The organism is Ruegeria sp. CDSC052 (genome assembly GCF_059610685.1).
Map to the genome: position 1 here is coordinate 244079 of NZ_JBXWOB010000004.1, position 18801 is coordinate 262879.

At 55.8% G+C, this 18801-nt stretch carries 18 protein-coding genes, 1 tRNA gene and 1 pseudogene; 11 read left to right on the plus strand and 9 right to left on the minus strand.

Annotated features, from left to right (window positions below; genetic code table 11):
* Window positions 1-59 precede the first annotated feature (59 nt).
* The 4 genes and pseudogenes from AC2FIM_RS10120 (at window position 60) to AC2FIM_RS10135 (ending at window position 3254) form a co-directional block, all read left to right on the plus strand.
* Window positions 60-1220 (plus strand): fatty acid desaturase family protein, encoded by a 1161-nt coding sequence (locus AC2FIM_RS10120; protein WP_271946201.1) that lies wholly within the window; start codon window positions 60-62, stop codon window positions 1218-1220.
* Window positions 1220-1531 carry a MocE family 2Fe-2S type ferredoxin gene (locus AC2FIM_RS10125; protein WP_271946204.1) on the plus strand — a complete coding sequence of 104 codons (312 nt, stop codon included), beginning with the start codon at window positions 1220-1222 and terminating at the stop codon, window positions 1529-1531. The genes AC2FIM_RS10120 and AC2FIM_RS10125 overlap by 1 nt, the downstream gene beginning before the upstream one ends.
* A gap of 22 nt (window positions 1532-1553) precedes the next feature.
* Window positions 1554-2603 carry a hypothetical protein gene (locus AC2FIM_RS10130; RefSeq protein ID WP_271946207.1) on the plus strand — a complete coding sequence of 350 codons (1050 nt, stop codon included), beginning with the start codon at window positions 1554-1556 and terminating at the stop codon, window positions 2601-2603.
* A gap of 105 nt (window positions 2604-2708) precedes the next feature.
* Window positions 2709-3254: pseudogene (locus AC2FIM_RS10135) on the plus strand (DDE-type integrase/transposase/recombinase).
* A gap of 217 nt (window positions 3255-3471) precedes the next feature.
* Here AC2FIM_RS10135 and AC2FIM_RS10140 read toward each other — a convergent pair.
* From AC2FIM_RS10140 to AC2FIM_RS10175, 8 genes are all read right to left on the minus strand, one after another.
* Complete coding sequence (locus tag AC2FIM_RS10140; protein ID WP_271946208.1) at window positions 3472-4569, minus strand: M56 family metallopeptidase; 1098 nt, start codon at window positions 4567-4569, stop codon at window positions 3472-3474.
* The gene (locus tag AC2FIM_RS10145) at window positions 4556-4951 is read right to left on the minus strand and encodes a BlaI/MecI/CopY family transcriptional regulator (protein WP_142634715.1); all 396 of its coding nucleotides are present in this window, start codon (window positions 4949-4951) and stop codon (window positions 4556-4558) included. Before AC2FIM_RS10145 ends, AC2FIM_RS10140 begins: the two co-directional genes overlap by 14 nt.
* Window positions 4952-5016: 65 nt before the next feature.
* The gene (locus AC2FIM_RS10150) at window positions 5017-5421 is read right to left on the minus strand and encodes a DUF2160 domain-containing protein (RefSeq protein ID WP_142634713.1); all 405 of its coding nucleotides are present in this window, start codon (window positions 5419-5421) and stop codon (window positions 5017-5019) included.
* An 8-nt stretch (window positions 5422-5429) separates the two neighbouring features.
* A complete protein-coding gene (locus tag AC2FIM_RS10155) occupies window positions 5430-6227 on the minus strand; it encodes a carbohydrate ABC transporter permease (RefSeq protein ID WP_142634711.1) in 798 nt (265 codons plus the stop codon).
* The gene (locus AC2FIM_RS10160; RefSeq protein ID WP_142634709.1) at window positions 6224-7087 is read right to left on the minus strand and encodes a carbohydrate ABC transporter permease; all 864 of its coding nucleotides are present in this window, start codon (window positions 7085-7087) and stop codon (window positions 6224-6226) included. Before AC2FIM_RS10160 ends, AC2FIM_RS10155 begins: the two co-directional genes overlap by 4 nt.
* Complete coding sequence (locus tag AC2FIM_RS10165; RefSeq protein ID WP_496677318.1) at window positions 7084-8160, minus strand: ABC transporter ATP-binding protein; 1077 nt, start codon at window positions 8158-8160, stop codon at window positions 7084-7086. The genes AC2FIM_RS10160 and AC2FIM_RS10165 overlap by 4 nt, the downstream gene beginning before the upstream one ends.
* A 1-nt stretch (window position 8161) precedes the next feature.
* Window positions 8162-9211: an ABC transporter ATP-binding protein gene (locus AC2FIM_RS10170; RefSeq protein ID WP_142634705.1), complete on the minus strand. Its 1050-nt coding sequence runs from the start codon at window positions 9209-9211 to the stop codon at window positions 8162-8164.
* A 62-nt stretch (window positions 9212-9273) separates the two neighbouring features.
* A complete protein-coding gene (locus AC2FIM_RS10175) occupies window positions 9274-11013 on the minus strand; it encodes an ABC transporter substrate-binding protein (protein WP_271946219.1) in 1740 nt (579 codons plus the stop codon).
* A 319-nt stretch (window positions 11014-11332) separates the two neighbouring features.
* Here AC2FIM_RS10175 and AC2FIM_RS10180 point away from each other — a divergent pair, with 319 nt between their 5' ends.
* The 7 genes from AC2FIM_RS10180 to AC2FIM_RS10210 are packed head-to-tail and all read left to right on the plus strand — an operon-like array spanning window position 11333 to window position 18719.
* Window positions 11333-12694: a V-type ATP synthase subunit B gene (locus AC2FIM_RS10180; protein ID WP_271946221.1), complete on the plus strand. Its 1362-nt coding sequence runs from the start codon at window positions 11333-11335 to the stop codon at window positions 12692-12694.
* Window positions 12672-13277: a V-type ATP synthase subunit D gene (locus tag AC2FIM_RS10185; RefSeq protein WP_271946224.1), complete on the plus strand. Its 606-nt coding sequence runs from the start codon at window positions 12672-12674 to the stop codon at window positions 13275-13277. The genes AC2FIM_RS10180 and AC2FIM_RS10185 overlap by 23 nt, the downstream gene beginning before the upstream one ends.
* Window positions 13274-15070: a V-type ATP synthase subunit I gene (locus AC2FIM_RS10190; protein ID WP_271946226.1), complete on the plus strand. Its 1797-nt coding sequence runs from the start codon at window positions 13274-13276 to the stop codon at window positions 15068-15070. The genes AC2FIM_RS10185 and AC2FIM_RS10190 overlap by 4 nt, the downstream gene beginning before the upstream one ends.
* Window positions 15067-15510 carry an ATP synthase subunit C gene (locus AC2FIM_RS10195; RefSeq protein WP_281972343.1) on the plus strand — a complete coding sequence of 148 codons (444 nt, stop codon included), beginning with the start codon at window positions 15067-15069 and terminating at the stop codon, window positions 15508-15510. The genes AC2FIM_RS10190 and AC2FIM_RS10195 overlap by 4 nt, the downstream gene beginning before the upstream one ends.
* Window positions 15510-16187: a hypothetical protein gene (locus tag AC2FIM_RS10200; RefSeq protein WP_496708044.1), complete on the plus strand. Its 678-nt coding sequence runs from the start codon at window positions 15510-15512 to the stop codon at window positions 16185-16187. The genes AC2FIM_RS10195 and AC2FIM_RS10200 overlap by 1 nt, the downstream gene beginning before the upstream one ends.
* Before the next feature lies 1 nt (window position 16188).
* On the plus strand, window positions 16189-16881 hold the full coding sequence (locus AC2FIM_RS10205) for a hypothetical protein (RefSeq protein ID WP_496677302.1): 693 nt from the start codon (window positions 16189-16191) through the stop codon (window positions 16879-16881).
* Window positions 16878-18719 carry a V-type ATP synthase subunit A gene (locus AC2FIM_RS10210; protein ID WP_142634688.1) on the plus strand — a complete coding sequence of 614 codons (1842 nt, stop codon included), beginning with the start codon at window positions 16878-16880 and terminating at the stop codon, window positions 18717-18719. Before AC2FIM_RS10205 ends, AC2FIM_RS10210 begins: the two co-directional genes overlap by 4 nt.
* A 5-nt stretch (window positions 18720-18724) precedes the next feature.
* Here the strand turns inward: AC2FIM_RS10210 and AC2FIM_RS10215 are convergent.
* Window positions 18725-18799, minus strand: a tRNA-Glu gene (locus AC2FIM_RS10215).
* Window positions 18800-18801 lie beyond the last annotated feature (2 nt).

The following is an 18801-nucleotide window of genomic DNA, read 5'->3' on the forward strand; positions in this document are numbered from 1 at the left end:
CGCCTTTGCTATAGTCAACGAAGAAGCGGGTGGCGCTGTGAGCGATGGAGAAAGGGGAAATGAGTAAGTCGACCATACCCATTGGCTCTGAACTCACTGTTCGGGATTATTCCCTGACTGGTGCGAATACGCGTCAAGCGATAGAAAACGGTCTGTCGGCCGCAGAGTGGTACCACAGCGATGTTCCTCGTAAGAAGCTGAAATCGCTTATGAAGCGCAGGGATGCGCCGGCCATTCGTGACACAGTGATCTGGATCGCTTTGCACTTTGTATTTGCGGCTAGCGGGCTGTACTTCTGGGGTAGCTGGCTTTGCGTGCCTTTCTGGTTTGCATACGGTGTCGTGTATGGTTCGGCCTGCGATAGCCGTTGGCACGAATGCGGACACGGAACGGCGTTTCGAACCCGCTGGATGAACGACGTCGTGTACCACATCGCGTCCTTCCAGATTATGCGAAACCCGGTCAATTGGCGCTGGAGCCACGCTCGGCATCACACCGATACACTCATTGTTGGCCGCGATCCGGAAATAGCGTGGATGCACCCGATCAGCCTCGTCCTGAAAGCGCTTGCGTTTGTGGGGATTGTTGAAACGTGGACTTCGCTCAAAGTTCTGACGCGAAATGCGATGGGAAACTTGTCGCAAGAAGAGCGGGATTACATTCCGGAAAGCCAATGGCCCAAGGCGGTCTTTTGGGCGCGGATTCACATTGCAATCTACGTTGCCGTCTTGTTGATTTCATTTGTTTTGCTTGTCTCCGGGGCCGCATGGAAATCCCTGATCCCTATACTCTTGATCGGAGGTCCTCGGGTCTATGGGTGTTGGCATTTTGTAATGACGGGGTTGCTTCAGCATGGAGGGCTTGCGGAGAACGTTCTTGATCACCGTTTAAATTCACGTACACTTTATATGAACCCGATAAGCCGTTGGGTTTACTGGAACATGAATTACCATATTGAGCATCACATGTTCCCGATGGTTCCGTATTACTCTCTTCCAACGCTTCATGATCTGATCAAGGATGATCTGCCGCCGCCGAATACTTCGATTTGGGACGGCTACAAAGAAATGATGGGTTCCGTCATGAAGCAGCGTGTTGACCCGAGTTACGCCATACGAAAGTCTCTCCCACCGACGGCCCGCCCATATCGGGAACATTTTCACTTGGCAGTTCCGGAGAGAAACACGGGGTTAGAAATCGGTGATCGAGGAGGAACGTAATGCCTTGGGTTGACGCATGCGCCGTAGACGATGTTGAGGAAGAAGATCTCATTCGTTGGGACCACGACGGTAGAACCTACTTGATTGTTCGCAGTTTGGACAATGAGTTCTATTGCACCGACGGCCTCTGTACACACGAACAAGTGCACTTGTCGGACGGGCTGGTGATGGACAACGAGATAGAGTGCCCCAAGCATAATGGGCTATTCGACTATCGCACGGGCAAAGCTTTGAGGGCGCCCGTATGCGAAGATCTTCGCACCTACGAAACCAGAGTAGGTAATGGTCGCGTCATGGTATTGGTGGAATGACTTTTTGGGCTAGGAGTGGTTTGTGATCGAGCTGTCCGCAACAGGCATCCGGCTTTCATTCGATTTGCAGTTGGGGTTGATCGAGAGTTTCAGTGTGTACGACGGTGACGCTGAGATTTCACCACTACATCGCGCACCTTGGGTCGGCACAGACGAAGTTATGCCCGAAGGTATAGCACCTCATTTGGAAAAACTCGGCGGTGATTTCTTCTGCGCCCCATTCGGGTCAACTGAGGGGATATCGCCGCTGCATGGGTGGCCAGCTAACTCTCGTTGGAGACTAGAAGAAAAGACCGACAGCTATTTGCGCGCTGAGCTCGACAGAACGGTTTATGGAGCTAGGCTGCAAAAAGAGATTACACTGCATCCTGAGCATCCATTCGTCTACCAGCGTCACACTTTCATTGGTGGCGACGGCACGATGCCGGTTGCAAATCACGCAAATGTATCCTTGCCCAATGGCGGGATCATTCATACCTCTCGAAAGCAGTGTTGGAGAACGCCTAAGGTTGAACAGGAAGTTGATCCGGCATTAGGCTATTCAGCGCTTAGATATCCGGCTGAAAGCCAAACGTTGGCGTCTTTTCCCGGGAAAGACCGCGAAGTGAATCTGTCAATCTACCCATGGTCTCCACAGAGTGAAGACTTTGTTGTTGGATTGGATTCGCCTGAAGAGAAATTGGGTTGGACCGCGGTAACTCGCCCCGTGGAGGGCGACATGTTCCTGTCGCTTAAATCGGCTCAGGCCTTGCCGATGACGATGTTGTGGCATTCGAACGGTGGTCGATATTATGCTCCTTGGTCGAGCCGCCACTTCGCCTGCCTTGGGGTTGAGGAGGGGGCCGCTTCGCCCATCCTAGGAAATGTCGAAAATAGTTTCCCGAACGATCACGGCGTCATTCATCTAAACCCCGATCGCCAAGTTGAGGTTACACATGTAATCGGGGCGCTTCGTTGGTGTAGTGGAGCCAGGGTGATTGCAGTTGAAACTCTGGGAAACCAACTTTTGATCCGAGGTACAGAAAATCAGGAGATTCTTGTGCCATTCGATCCGCAAGCCCTGAACATTTGAACGGGTGGTGCAGGGGAAATTGGCTTGAGACAGGCAGGGCAGTTTCGTAGCTTCGCTTGATGACAAAAACGCTCACTTTTTTGTTGCTTCAAAACCAACCCTGAGATCATTCGTCTAGCAGTGATCGTGTATGTTCGATTCTGGTTGAATAGGTTTGGCCCTATCTGTGCCGCAGAAATTAGCCGAAAACGCATAAATCGGATGCGATGTTTCGCGAACTGGTGGCGGCATTTAAATAAGGTTATTGTTGAAGATCAACGGCAAGCTATATCACCTGTGGCGGGTAGCCGACCATGAAGGCGAGGTGCTGGAAATCTATTTCACGAAGCGCCGTGATCGTGTTGCGGCCCTTTTACACATGAAGAAAGCGATGAAACGATGGGGCCAGTCAGGGTTTCGTCGTCACTGACAAGTCGCACTCTTACGACGCGGCGATGAAAGTCATAGGAAATGCCTCAAGGCAAGAAACCGACCGTTGGAAGAACAATCTTGCTGAGTATTCCCATCTTCCGGCGGCGAAAAGAACGTGCGATGCTCTGCCTCCGGCAAATGTGATGTTTGCAAAATTTTGCCGCAGACGACACTTCCGTCCATTGTCACTTCAATCATGAACGGCAGCTTTACTCACGCGACAAGTTCAAACTCAGTTGAACTGCCGCCCTTTCGGCGTGGAGCCAATTTAGTTTCGCCTAATTTTCAGCTTTCTGAGGTAGACTGAGACTGGTTCGAATTTGCCTGACAGCACCGCCACTCAGCCTGTTTCACCAAGCAACCTGCGATTTCTTTCTTCTGCAAACGCGGATTGGCTTCGCTGCAAGAATGTGCGTCGCGCTGCAGATCCTTCGAGAATATTTCCCACGAATAAGGGTCAGTTGCCCTGATTGCGGGCTTCCAACCGTTCAAGGTTCACAACGGTCGACAACATCAACCTGTCATGGCTCCAGTCGTCTACAGGCTGCAATGACGCAGCGCCTAACGCCAATATCACAGCAAAAGCCGCGCTTAAGGCAAAGAACAGAGGGGGCATTGTGGGTTGGATTGCAGGGGCATCTGCCAGGGCGATCACACGTTGACGCAAGACGCGTTTGGCCTTGCCCCCTTTAACCAATGCCACGTTCAATACACGCGGGCTGCCGCGCAGTACTGAATTGGAGCAATAGTTCAGCAGGCAGGACGTGTATTTGACCGCGTTGATTCCACGGCGCGAAACGACGGATTGATCGCAGGCCAGCTCGCGCAGCCGATCGAATTGAAACTTGAGAATCAGATATGCCGGGTTCCAGAACAGGAACGGCCGCAAAAGCTCGAACCCCAGTTCCCATTCAACATCGGCAGCCCTGACATGTTGCAGCTCGTGTGCAAGGGCAAACCGCATATCGCTGGGGGTGTTGAGCAGATGGCTGGGCAATACCACATGCCTGCGCCACAAACCGCGAACGGCGAAGGGGACTGTGACCCGGTCGGACAGGCGGATATCGACCTTTTCCGAGCTTCGCCACAGATAGCTGGAGCGAACAATGCCTCGGATTGCCAACCCGTCACGGATAATGCGCAGGATGCAGACCGCAGAATAGAGCGCCATTACCACCAAGATTGCCGAAATAATCGGGTTTTCGCCTGAAAGGGTCTGTTCGATCCACCTTTGCCGGGTATTGAGCAGGGCCTCGAACTGGGTGGCGGGCATGGCGATATCGCCACGCAGATAGGCGGCAACGGCAAGATCCCCAATGGCGACCCCGCCTTCAACGGAATACATCGCCATGACCAAACCAGCCCCGATTGCCAAAAGGGGGCTGAGCAGGACGCAAAGACACAGAATTTTCAATGCGCGTAGCTGTGCAACAAACCCGTGTCGCATCTGCGTCATTGAAACCAAGTATCTTGCCGCGATCCATACAATAGCCGCTAGGGCAAGAACCAGATTCAGTTCGAGAAATGCGTCGAGAACCGGTTTAACCGCTGTCATTTTGCAGTCTCCTCTCTACCAGTGCCCGAATATCCTCAAGATCTGCCTCGCTCAGACCGGCGTCATCTACCAACCGTGCAACCAGCGTGGCTGGTGTGTCATCGAACAGGGTTCGTGACAGGTTCTGCAGTGAACGCGCCTGATACCTATCCTTCTCCAGAAGCGGCGTATAACTTAGGGTCTTGCCGTTTTTGCGACTTTCTACAAAGCCTTTTTCGTCAAGAATGCGAAGGATTGTGGCCCCTGACGTATAGGCCAGGTTCCGATCTGGTGGCAGCCGGTCCAGTACATCACGCACCGAGCCCTGACCCAGAGCCCAGAGTTCGTTCATGAACTCCAGTTCGACCTCGGTCAGCAGGTTTGTCGTCTTTTTCTTTCGCATTGATCCCAGTGCCGTCATTTTACCTGTGCCTGACAGACAAGCATCCTTTGATGGTTTCGCAAAGCTTAAACTTTCCAGAACACGAAAACGCCCCAGCCGATGGACAGAAACAGCGGTGTCCAGACCGGTTGCCCGACTAGCCCTAACCAGGCCAGAAAAATGTAAGCTGCCCCAAGCAATGTGATGAACAGCCGGTCGCCCAATGTGGTGGTCAAGCCCAGAACGCCGCGCCGTTCAATCCCGTCGCGGTATTTGAACCCTTCCAGCAGACCGATCAGCGCGATGGCTGAAAAGATGCCGACAAATACGGCCAGGGTCGCCGGTGTCCACGCCATCCAGAAATCCGGCCACAAGGGCGCAGTCCAGGAAAACTCTTTTTCTTCGGGCTGACCCACACTTCCCCACCCGGCCTGTGCTTGCGCCAAGGCCGAACCGGGGATCAGAAAGGGGATCAAAAGCAGTTTACGCATATCGAACCTCATACACGCCCCATCGCGAAACCACGCGCGATGTAGTTGCGGACAAACCAGATGACGATGGCGCCGGGGATGATGGTCAGCGTCCCGGCGGCGGCCAGCAGGCCCAATTCGTACCCGGCGCTGGACGCGGTTCGGGTCATTACGGCAGCGATGGGTTTGGCCTCGACCGCTGTCAGAGTCTTGGCCAACAGCATTTCGACCCATGAGAACATGAAGCAGAAGAATGCCGCGACGCCTACACCCGCTTTGATATTTGGCAGGAATATCGTGACGAAAAAGCGCGGAAAGGAATACCCGTCCACATAAGCGGTTTCGTCCAACTCTTTGGGGATGCCACGCATGAACCCTTCCAAAATCCACACCGCTAGCGGCACGTTGAACAGCGTATGCGCCAGCGCCACCGCCAGATAGGTGTCAAACAACTGAATTGACGAATAGAGCTGAAAGAACGGCAAGGCGAACACAGCAGCCGGTGCCATCCGGTTGGTCAGCAGCCAGAAGAACAACTGCTTGTCCCCTAGGAACCGATAGCGTGAGAACGCATAGGCCGCTGGCAGGGCTACACAGACGGAAAGTACCGTGTTCAGCGTCACATAGGTGATCGAGTTGATGTAGCCCCAATACCACGTCGGGTCTGTGAAGATCGTGATGTAATTTTCCAGCGTAAAGGTCTGCGGGAACAGAGAAAAGCCCGACAGGATCTCGTTCGTGGTCTTGAAGGACATCGCCACTAGCCAATAGATCGGCAACATCAGGAACGCGATATAGAGGATCGGGATGAGGGAGCGCTTTTTCATTCGGCGTCATCCTTTGTCATCAGAGTGTAGAAGACCCATGAGACCAGCAGTGTGATGGCGAAATAGATCAAGCTCATCGCAGCCGCAGGGCCAAGGTCGAACTGTCCCAGTGCGATCTTTACAAGATCGATCGACAGTAAGGTGGTCGAGTTTCCGGGACCCCCGCCAGTCAAAACGAAGGGTTCGGTGTAGATATTGAAACTGTCCATGAACCGCAGCAGGATGGCGATTGTCAGAACCGTCTTCATCTTGGGTAACTGGATATACCGGAACACTGACCACGGGCTTGCACCGTCGATCTTGGCCGCCTGATAATAGGCGTCCGGGATCGAAACCAGGCCCGCATAGCACAGTAGAACCACCAGCGAAGTCCAGTGCCAGACATCCATGATGATGACAGTGATCCAGGCCGACAATGGCTGCTGTGTCATGTCATAATTGATGCCCAGCACGTCATTCAGAAAATACCCCAGCAGGCCGATTTTTGGCAGGGTAAAGATGTTCCACATCGAGCCGACTACGTTCCAGGGGATGAGCATCGGCAGAGCCATCAGGACCAGACAGACCGGCACCCAAAAGCCTTTGCGCGGCATCGACAGGGCAACAATGATGCCCAGCGGCACCTCGATGATCAGGATCATGAAGGTAAACAGGAACTGTCGCCCCAAAGCGGCCTGAAAACGGTCGGAGCGCAGGATTTGTTCGAACCATCCCAGCCCTTCCCAGAAGAACTGGTTATTGCCGAAGGTCTCCTGCACCGAGTAGTTGACTACCGTCATCATTGGCACCAGCGCGTTGAACGCAACCAGTGCCAGAACCGGCAGGACAAAGAACCATGCTCTTTGGTTTATTGTTCTCATTGGGCCCGCTCCTGCGTTGCGATCCAGCCGTCGCGATAGACGCGGGACTGCTCGGGTTTGAATTGCAGAAAGACCACCGAGCCTTGTTCGGGCGCATTGTGTTCGGTGACGGCCTTGATCGGTGTGTTCCCAACCATGGCACTGACCACGTAATGGCGCCCGATATCGGCTACTTTGGTGACATGTGCCGGTATGCCGGATTGGCCGAAGCCTACATATTCCGGGCGTATTCCTAGATCGGTGCGACCACCTTCACCATGGGTCGGACCTTCCAAGACCACCTCATGCCCTTCGAAAATAGCGCGATCGCCCTTGGTCTCGCAGGGCAAGACATTCATGCCGGGCGAGCCGATAAAGTGACCAACGAATGTATGCTGAGGCCGCTCGAACAGTTCAACCGGCGTACCAATCTGAACCACTTCACCATCCTGCATGACCACGACTTCATCAGCAAAAGTCAACGCCTCGGTCTGGTCGTGGGTGACGTAGATCATTGTGGCTTTTACGCGCTGGTGCAGCTCTTTCAACTTGGACCGCAGTTTCCATTTCAGATGCGGGTCGATCACGGTCAGCGGCTCATCAAACATCACCGCATTCACGTCATCGCGCACTAGTCCGCGCCCCATCGAGATTTTTTGCTTGTTGTCCGGGCTCAGGCCAGAGGCTTTGGTGCCCAGCATATCCGCGACATCCAGCATTTCGGCAATCTCATCAACACGCCGCTTGATGGTTGCCGCGTCAACGCCCCGGTTTTTCAGAGGAAAGGCTAGGTTCTCGCCTACGGTCATCGTGTCGTAGATCACTGGAAACTGAAAAACCTGCGCAATGTTGCGCTGATCAGGGGGCAGGGCGGTCACGTCGCGGTCATCAAACAGGATCTGCCCCTCGGAGGGTGTCAGCAGGCCCGAGATGATGTTCAGCAGCGTAGACTTGCCGCAGCCTGATGGCCCCAGCAGCGCATAGGCCCCACCATCGCGCCAAGTGACGTCGATTTCCTTCAGCGCATAATCCTCGGGGCCTTGCGGCGATGGCATATAGCTGTGTCGAAGGTTTGAAAGCTTGATCTGTGCCATGTCAGGCCACCCTTTTGCCGTCTTGGCCGAAATACCGGCAATGGGCCGGATTCATATAGAAACTATGGTCTTCGCCAACCTGATAGGGATGTACGCCCGCCGCCAATGAAACCCATGCGTCGTTCCCATGTTGGAAATGCGCACTGGAGTCAGATCCGGATAGCTCGGTCACGATCACACGCCCGGTCAGTTCTACATCTGCGTCCGATGTGCGGAATGGCGTCACGCGATGCGGGCGTACCGCAACTGTGTATTCACCGTCTGCGATGCCGGTGACGGCCCATCCACCGCCCCCTGCAAGTTGCGCCTGCGCACCCGAGACGGTGATATGCGCGACGTTGATGGGCGGATCCGAGAACACACGTGCGGCAGCGATGTTTTCCGGATTGCGGTAGATATCAGCGGTTGGCCCAAATTGGGTGACCCGGCCGTCTGCCATCAGAGCGGTATGACCACCGAGCAGCAATGCTTCTTCCGGTTCTGAAGTCGCATAGACCACAACGGCCCCGCGTCCGGCAAAAAGATCAGGAAGTTGCTCGCGTAGCTCTTCGCGCAGTTTGTAGTCCAGATTGGCAAGGGGTTCATCAAGGAACACGGCCCGGCTTTCCTTGGCAATCGCGCGGGCCAAAGCGGTGCGTTGTTGTTGTCCACCCGACAGCTCGTGCGGGCGGCGCTGCAGCATCGGGCGCAGCTGCAGCAGATCAGCGGCCTCTTCCACGCGGCCTTCGATTTCGCTTTTCGCCATGCCTGCTACGCGCAGGGGCGAGGCAATGTTGTCGAAAACGCTCATATGGGGGTAATTGACGAAAAACTGGTGCACCAGACTGATCTTACGCTTCTGCGTATTCAGCCGAGTCACGTCCTGCCCGTCCATCAGGACCTTGCCTGCGGCGATCGGATCCAGTCCGGCCATCATCTTGATCAGTGATGTTTTCCCGGAACCGGTGGCACCCAGTAACACATTGAAATGGCCTGTTTGCAGCGTCAGATTCGTGGGTTTGATATGGATGACGTTGCCGACTCGTTTGGTCGCGTCTTGAAGTTCGATCATCTGGTGTTCTCTGGGGGTATTTGGGGGTAGGCCGGGTCTGAGCCCGGCCTACGAGTTTACGCTTACTGGGACTGCCAGCGCTGAACCAGTTCGTCATAGTTGACGGTCTGGCCTTGCGGCTTTTCGTTCTCCAGCTTGGCTTTTGGCGAACCCGGCTTTTCCAGCCAGAAGGACGCATCCTGCGGCTCGTTCAAGCGCGGACCACAACCGCCGTAGACACCGGCGCTTTCATCCGCGGCCTGCATCCGGCCCATTGTGATGTCCATCTCTTCGGCCAGACGATCCATCGCTTCTTGCGGAGTGAAGGCACCCGAGTTCACGTCACCGATCTGCTGCCACCAGATCTGGGCCAGCTTTGGATAATCCGGCACGTTGATGCCGGTCGGCGACCATGCCACGCGGTCAGGTGAGCGATAGAACTCGACCAGACCACCCAGCTTGGGCGCGCGTTCGGTGAACGACTCGTGGTTGACCGAGCTGTCGCGAATGAAAGTCAGACCCACATGGGACTTCTTCACGTCGACCGTCTTGGATGTCACGAACTGGGCATACAGCCAAGCCGCCTGAGCACGATCCGCAGGGGTCGACTTCAGGAAGGTCCAGGATCCCACGTCCTGATACCCAACCTTCTGACCATCTTCCCAATAGGGGCCATGCGGGCTCGGCGCCATCCGCCAAAGCGGTGTGCCTTCGTCGTCGACGGTGTTGTTGCCTTCGGACTTCGGCTTCACCATGTCGGCGGTAAAGGCGGTGTACCAGAAGATTTGCTGGGCCACGTTGCCTTGACTAAGCGCCGGCAGCGACTGGTAGAAGTCATAAGACGCGGCACCTGGAGGTGCATAGTTGCGCAGCCATTCGTCCCATTTGCGGATCGCATAGACCGCAGCTGGACCGTTCGCAGCACCGCCGCGCGACACAGAAGCGCCAACAGGGTTACAGGTGCCCGCTTCCATGCGGATGCCCCATTCGTCAACGGGGATGCCGTTCGGCTCACCCTTGTCGCCAGCACCAGCCATCGACAGCCACGCGTCGGTCATACGCCAACCCAGGTCAGGTGCGCGCTTGCCGTAATCCATGTGGCCATAGATCGCGGTACCGTCGACTTCTTTCACATCGTTGGTAAAGAAATCGGCGATGTCTTCGTAAGCGGACCAGTTGACCGGAACGCCCAGATCATAGCCGTACTTCTCTTTGAACGCGGCTTTGTTTGCCTCATCGTCGAACCAGTCCTTGCGGAACCAGTAGAGGTTCGCAAACTGCTGATCAGGCAGCTGATACAGCTTGCCATCCGGACCGGTGGTGAACTGAATGCCCATGAAGTCATCCAGATCCAGCGTCGGAGAGGTCGTGCCCGCCCAGTCGCCACCCATCATGTCGGTCAGCGGATACGCCAACTGCAGACGCGAGTGGGTGCCGATCAGGTCACTGTCGTTCACGTAGCCGTCATACAGGTTCCGACCTGTTTGCAGCTGGGTTTGAACGGCTTGAACTACTTCGCCTTCACCCAGAATCTGGTGATTGACCTTGATGCCGGTAATTTCTTCGAACGCCTTGGTCAGAACCTCAGATTCGTAAGAGTGCGTAGGGATGCCTTCGGACAGGACGTTGATTTCCATGCCATTGTAAGGCTGTGCAGCTTCGATGAACCATTGCATCTCGGCCATCTGTTCGTCTTTCGACAGGGTTGATGGCTGGAATTCGTCGTCGATCCAGCGTTGTGCTGCGGCTTCGTCGGCCCAAACGGGACCGTGCCCCGCAATGACGGCAGCCGCCGCCACTGCGGAAAGTAGATGTCTCCGCATCTGTTTCCTCCCAAAGATAATGTGATCCGGCGCAGACCGGATGAAGATCAGCATCAGCGATTTGCCTCCTGCGTGTCAAACTAAATTTTTAGTAATTGAGGTGATGGCCGGGATAAATTTCTGAAAATGAATTGATTTATATCATGTTTTAAAGCACCATTTGCCCATTAATTTCAGTTCGCAGACCCCTTGAATGCAGGGTCGCGCGCGTGGTTTTTCGGCAGACGCTGTGATGTGGGTCCATTTGAAAAGCAGACCTTTGTGACCGTTTGCTGCACGATTTGAGTTCAATCAAGTTTTCAGGCTAAGAGGATCAGCAATGTCCCGAAGTCTTCTGAAATTTACCCGCGTTCTCGAGATCGTGGGGGATACGCTAAAGATAAAAGTTCCGAGTGACGGGTCCGCTGACGCGACGGTGCGTTTCAACGATCTGGCCGTGATCGAAACGGTCGATGGGCACAGAACGCTGGCGCAAGTCATCTTCATCGACCGCGATGTGATAACCTTGCAAGTGTTCTCGGGTACCAAGGGGATTTCGACCGAGGCGACAGCAACGTTCCTTGGTCATCAGATGCAAACCCCGTATTCGGCCAATATTCTGGGCCGGGTGTTTGACGGCGCAGGCGAGGCGATTGACGGCGGTCCGGACTTGTCTGCCGAACCGCGCATCGACATTGGGGGACCAACGGTGAACCCGGTTGAGCGGTCGGTTCCCAACAAGATGATTCGCACGGATGTGCCGATGATCGACGTGTTCAATACACTGGTCGAAAGCCAGAAGATCCCAATTTTTTCGGTATCCGGCGAGCCGTTCAACGCGTTTCTCAGCCGCATCGGCATTCAGGCGGATGCGGATATTGTTGTGTTTGGCGGGCTAGGGCTGATTTTTGACGACTACCACACGTTCAGAACCTCGTTCGAGGATGCGGGCGTGTTCTCGCGGACCGTGATGTTCGTCAATCAGGCCATGGACCCGTTGGTCGAACGCCTGCTGGTGCCGGATATGGCGCTGGCCGTTGCCGAGAAATTCGCTGTGGAAGAGGGCAAGCGTGTTCTGGTCCTGCTGACGGATATGACGGCCTATGCCGATGCGATGAAAGAGGTTGGGATCAGTCAGGAACGCGTCCCATCGCAGCGTGGATATATGGGCGATCTCTACTCGCAACTGGCACGACGGTATGAGAAAGCTTGCGACTATGCCAAGGGTGGATCGGTTACTGTGCTGACTGTCACAACCATGCCCGGGAATGACGTGACCCATCCGGTCCCGGACAACACCGGGTATATCACTGAAGGCCAGTTTTACCTGCATTCCGGGGTGATCGACCCGTTCGGCAGTTTGTCGCGCCTCAAGCAGAATGTAATCGGCAAAACCACACGCGAAGATCACGGCCAGATCATGAACACGATGATCCGGTTCTATTCCGAAAGCCGAGATGCCGCGCAGAAACAGGCCATGGCGTTTGACCTATCGGATTATGACAACCAGTTGCTGAAATTCGGCGCTTTGTTCCGCAAACGCTTTATGGACATCAACGTCTCGATCCCGCTGGAGGATGCGCTAGATCTGGGATGGAAGACACTAGCTGAATGCTTTGCCCCCGAGCAGTTGCTGATGAAGCAGGATCTGATCGACAAATACTTCCCAAAGGATGCACATGGCGCGGTTGCAGCTGAATAAATCGTCGCTTGCACGCGAGCAGACGCAGCTGAAAAGCTATGAGCGGTTCTTGCCGTCTCTGGACCTGAAGCGTCAGCAACTGATGGCTGAACGGGCCAAGGCACGTAAAAATGTGCAGTACCTGCAGGAGGAGGTGACGCGCTTGGCACAGCAGGTCGGGGAAAAGCTGCCCATGCTGGCGCAACAAGGTGTCGACCTGGAAGGGTTGGTCGAACTAAAGGATTACCGGCTGAAGAAGGTCAACGTGGTTGGCGTTACCATGCCCGATCTGGACCGAATCGAGGTCGCGGTACGTCCGTATTCCCTTTTGGCCAAGCCACATTGGGTGGATGCAGTGGCGCGTTTGTTGCATGACATGATCGAAGCTCGATTGCGCGTGAAAGTGGCCGAAGAAAGGGTCAGGATTTTTGACAAATCAGTGGCCACGATCACCCAGCGCGTCAATCTGTTCGAGAAGGTGTTGATCCCGCGCGCCAGGGCCAACATCAAGAAAATCCGCATCTATCTGAGCGATGAACAGATGCAATCCGTTGTGCGCTCGAAAATCTCCAAACGCAAACATGCGAAGGAGGTTGCGGCATGAGTGTTGCAAGGCTGAAAAAACTGTCTTTGGTCGGCCGCGCCGCGAACAAGGGGGACACTCTGGGCGCGCTGCAGACATTGGGATGCATGCATGTTTTACCTTTGGCACCGCCGCCGGCAGAGCCAGAGCGGATCAACGAGCGTGGAGCCCGAGATGCGTATAAAGCATTGCGGTTTTTGAAGGAATCGTCGGAAACGCGCCGTCAGGTTCGGCGCGATTCTGGTTTTGATATGGACCAGTTCGTCGGTGAAGTCCTGGACTTGATGCAGCGCATAAGGGATATGACCGACCACCGGGATTTTTTGGCCCACCGGATCGCTCAGGTGCGCCCGTGGGGAGATCTGGATTTTCCGCCGAGTGATGTGTTGGCAGGCAACCGGCTTTGGTTCTATCAACTGCCGCTAAAACACCGTGAGGCACTGGCGGAGCTTCAGTTGCCCTGGGCCATCCTGCAAGAGGATCACCGGTTTCTCTACGCCGTTCTGATCGCCCCGGAAGATCCCGAAGACGACATCCTTCCAGTGCCGCGCACCCATACGGGTTCGTTGCCCATTCACGAGCTTGAAGCTCAGCTGGAAGAGGCCGAAATCGCCATTGAGGCGCTGGAAGCCGAGCGTATCGGGCAGACCCGTTTTCTGACGTTGATGCGGCGTAATCTTGCCGCCGCCGAAAGCGCAGCCGAACTGGCCCATGCCACGCAAAAGGTCCGCGACGAAGGCAAAGTGTTTGCCTTGCAGGGTTGGGTGCCCAGCGATCAGGTCGAGGCTGTCCTGGACATGGCCAATTCGCAGAACGCCGCTGTTTTGATCGAAGACCCGGGCCCGAACGAGATGCCTCCGACGCTGCTTGAGCAGCCGGAAAATCGCAGTGCAGCGGTGGACCTTGCCCTGTTCTATCAGGTTCCCGGGTACCGAGAATGGGACCCCAGCATAATCGTGTCCGTCTCGTTTGCGATCTTCTTTGCGATGATCGTTGCGGATGCCGGCTATGGCCTGGTTATCCTGCTGGGGCTGTTGGCCTTCTGGAAACGTCTCGACAATACACCGGCGAAAAGATCGTGGCGGCTTTATGGTTTGATCATCTCGGGCGCGACGGTCCTGTACGGGATTTTGGTTGGAAGCTATTTTGGCGCTTCCCCGGCCTCGGGCACGATTTGGGGGAAACTCAAGCTGTTGGACCTGAACAATTTCGACTCGATGATGATGATTTCAATCGTGGTCGGCGTTCTGCACCTGATATTGGCGAATGCGCTTGCAGCACGCGCGTCTTGGGGGCGGCGCAGTTCCGTTGCCAATCTTGGCTGGATCGCGGTGTTGATCGGCGGGTTCATACTGTGGCTGAGCTATATGAAAGGGGGACCCACAGCACCGGGTGCTGCGATTATGATCGCAGGCGATTTGGCGATCCTTCTGTTCACCAGCGAGCGCAAGATTGCCAAACCGTCAGACTGGCTTTGGCGCCTTATAGAAGGGGTACAGGGGGTGGCCGGGGCGATGGGCGCCTTTGGAGATGTTCTTAGCTATATGCGCCTGTTTGCACTGGGATTGGCCTCGGCCTCACTGGCGATCACGTTCAACGATCTGGCGGTCTCGGTGATGCAGTCCCTGAAAGGGCTGGGCCTTCTGTTTGGCGTGCTGATCCTGATCGCCGGGCACATCCTCAATTTCGCGCTCGCCATGATGAGTGGCGTCGTTCACGGATTACGTCTCAATTACATCGAATTCTTTAAATGGGGTCTGCCGGATGAAGGCATCGTCTTTCGCCCGTTCGCCCGCAAGGAGGTTCAGGAATGAATGAGCTTGTACTTACATTGGGCTGGTTGGGAATCTATGCCCCCATGGCGCTGGGCGCCGCAGCAAGCGCGATTGGCTGTTCCATTGCTGGACAGGCCAGTATCGGAGCGATGACGGAAACCGAAGGCGGGTATGGCCGGTTCATCGGCGTGTCGGCCTTTCCCTCGACCATGGTGATCTACGGCATTGTCATCATGTTTACACTGAACCGCGATGTGACGCCTGAAAATGCAGGCGGGCTGTTCGGGATCGGCATTCTGTCGGGCATCGCCCTGATGTATTGCGGCATCTGGCAGGGAAGGGCCTGTGCTGCAGCGATTAACGCAACCAAGGAAAAGCCCGAGATTTTTGGCCTGGCACTTGCGCCGGCTGCAATCATCGAGGGCTTTGGCGTATTTGCCTTTGTCTTTGCTTTGGTCATCAGCGCGGGGATTAGCTGATGGCACAGGACGGGATTATTTCGCATGGGGTGGATGCGCTGATCGACAAGCTGCGCAGCGATGGTGTGGCTGCCGGTCAGGCCGATGCAGACAAGCTACGCGCTGAAGCCAAAGCCGAGGCGGCCAAAATTCTTGCCGATGCCAAGCGCGACGTAGATGAGTATCGGAAAAAGGCCCGTGCCGAGGCGGATAATTATCGCACAGCCGGAGAAGAGGCGCTGAATACAGCGATGCGTGATGCGGTGCTTACAATGAAGGCCGGTCTGACAGATCGATTTCGCAAGGATGTTGAACGGCTGGTCACCCAAGAAATGACTGATCCTGAACTGCTGAAACAAATGATCCTTGAGGTCGTCGGTCGCGCCGCGTCAGACGCCAGATTGGAAGGGCCTGCGCAAGTCATACTGCCCCCCAGTGTCGCCACTCAGGATGACATCAAAAAGAACGCCGATGATATTCAGTCGGGAAAGCTGACGCGTTACGTTCTGGGACTGACGGCTGAAATGCTGAAGGAACAGGTTGAGCTGCACAGCGCGGATGACACCCAGAATGGCATCCGCATCCGGGCTGATGAACAGGGGGTTGTTCTGGATCTGACCGATAAGGCCGTCGCCTCGTTGTTGATGGAACATTTGCAGCCGCGCTTTCGTGCCGTTTTGGAAGGTGTGATCCGGTAACATGTCGGACCCTGACGCCTATATCGCGCTGATCAGCAGCCTGCCGGGCTCGGAACGGTTGTTCATCGCCAAACAACCTCCGCTGTCGCGGCTCAGGCTGGACCGGCGATTGCGGGTGCTGACACCAGCGGATGCGCGGGTTCTGGAGGTAATGGAACACGCTCTGAACTGGAACAACTATGATATGAACGTCTCGGATGCAAAGACCATTGAGCGATGCAAAGAAGCGCTCCGGCACATTCCACAACCGACCTTGCGCAAGCTGTTCATGGAACGGATGGATTTGAGGACTGCGGTTGCCGCGCTGCGCCTGCGCAAACAGGGGGGTGCTGCACCTAGTGGTGTCTATGGCATTGGACGCTGGAGCCGACACATTCCAGCCAACTGGGGCGACCCTGCCTTTCGGCTGGAAACCCCGATGCCCTGGATCAAAGAAGCCAAACACTTGCTGGATGTCGATGATCCCCTGGGGCTTGAACGGTTGCTTTTGTCGGTCAGCCATAAGCAACTGAAACGCTACGCCGCGCGCCATCTATTCGATTTCGAAGCCGTGGCGATTTATGTTCTGATCTGGAATATTTTTGATCGCTGGGCGCAAAGCAATGCGCGTGACGCGGCAACGCGCTTTGAGAAACTGGCGCAACACGCCATGGCAAGTGCGATCGACTTAGATTTCGAGGGAGTAAGCGCATGACAGCCCCAACCTCCGCCACGCAGACCTCTACTGCCCGCGTCGTCTCGGTACAGGAAGGGCTGGTACAAATTCAGGCGAACCCTGATGCCACAGGCCATCCCGGACAGCTGGTCAAGAATGAGGTCGTTTTCATTCTGCCCACGCGGCCCGGCCCCGGTGGACGTCAGGAACGTCTGAAAGCCGAAGTGTTACGGGTGCGGGGCGACACTGCCGATGTGCAGGTTTACGAAAGCACTGATGGCGTCGCCGTGGGCGACCCGGTCGAACAATCCGGGCAGCTGCTCTCGGTCGAACTTGGTCCTGGGCTGTTGGGGCAGGTGTTTGACGGCTTGCAGTCGCCTTTGGCCAAAGTGGCGGCAGAATTCGGAATCTTTCTGCCGCGTGGGGCGGACGTGGCGCCGCTGGACACTCAGGCAAAGTGGTCGTTTACCCCATCGGTCAAGGTGGGCGACACGGTCACAACAGGCGACAGCATCGGGGCGGTGCCCGAGGGGCATTTCACCCATAAGATCATGCTGCCCTTTAATTGGGTTGGGGACTACAAAGTCATTTGGGTTCAGAAGGGTGCGGCCATGATCCATGATATCGTGGCGCGGCTTGAAGATGCACAGGGGGGTGAGCACACGCTGACCCTGTCGCAGAAATGGCCGGTACGGCGGGCTTTGCCGGAAAACGTTCTGAAACGCACCTTGTCCGAGCGGCTCTATCCAACCGAACCTGTCTTGACCTCTCAGCGCCTGATCGACACGTTCTTTCCGATTGCCCGCGGTGGGACGGCCTGTATTCCCGGTCCGTTCGGCGCAGGCAAGACGGTGCTGCAGAACCTGATTGCACGCAACGCCAAGGTGGACATCGTGATCGTGGTGGCCTGTGGTGAACGCGCGGGTGAGGTTGTCGAGACGATTGCGGAATTCCCGAAGATGACCGACCCGACCACTGGCGGCAGTCTGATGGACCGGACGATCATCATCTGCAACACCTCCTCGATGCCCGTAGCCGCGCGCGAGGCGTCTATATTCACCGGGATCACCCTGGGCGAATATTACCGCCAGATGGGGTACGACGTGCTGCTGATTGCGGACAGTACCAGCCGCTGGGCTCAGGCCATGCGCGAGACCTCCGGCAAGCTCGAAGAAATTCCGGGGGAAGAGGGCTTTCCCGCCTATCTCGAAAGCTCGATCAAGGGGTTGTACGAACGCGCCGGAGCGATGAAGACCAATGATGGGGACACCGGCAGCCTGACCCTGATCGGGACCGTGTCACCGGCAGGTGGGAACTTTGATGAACCGGTCACGCAATCGACGCTGTCCACGGTGAAGTGTTTCCTCGGCCTGTCGTCCGAACGCGCCTACAAGCGGTTCTATCCCGCAGTCGATCCGATGCTCAGCTGGTCGCGTTATCTGGAACAGCTCTCGGACTGGTACGACACCAACGCCGAAGCCGGATGGACGGCCAAAGTGCGCGACTTGCTGGCATTGATCGAAAGGGGCGAACAGGTTGACCAGATGATGCAGGTGACCGGCGAGGAAGGGGTCACGATCGAGGATTTTGTGACTCAGCAAAAGGCGCTGTTTGTCGACATGGTCTATCTGCAGCAGGATGCCTTTGACCCGGTGGATGCGTCGGTGCCGCTAGAGCGTCAGAAGATGACGTTCAAACTGGTCTATGGCGTCACTCAATCCACCGCGCAGTTCGCCGACAAGGCCGAGGTACGCCAGGTCTTCACTCAGCTTACAGGGTTGATGAAGAACTTCCACTATGCCGCCGAAAACACGCCGGAATTCAAATCTGTCTGGGGACAGGTGCAGGCCCTGTGTCAGGAAAAGTTCGGTGTGTGAAGAAATGGTAGCCCGTAGGGGAATCGAACCCCTCTTTCCAGGTTGAAAACCTGGCGTCCTAACCGATAGACGAACGGGCCAC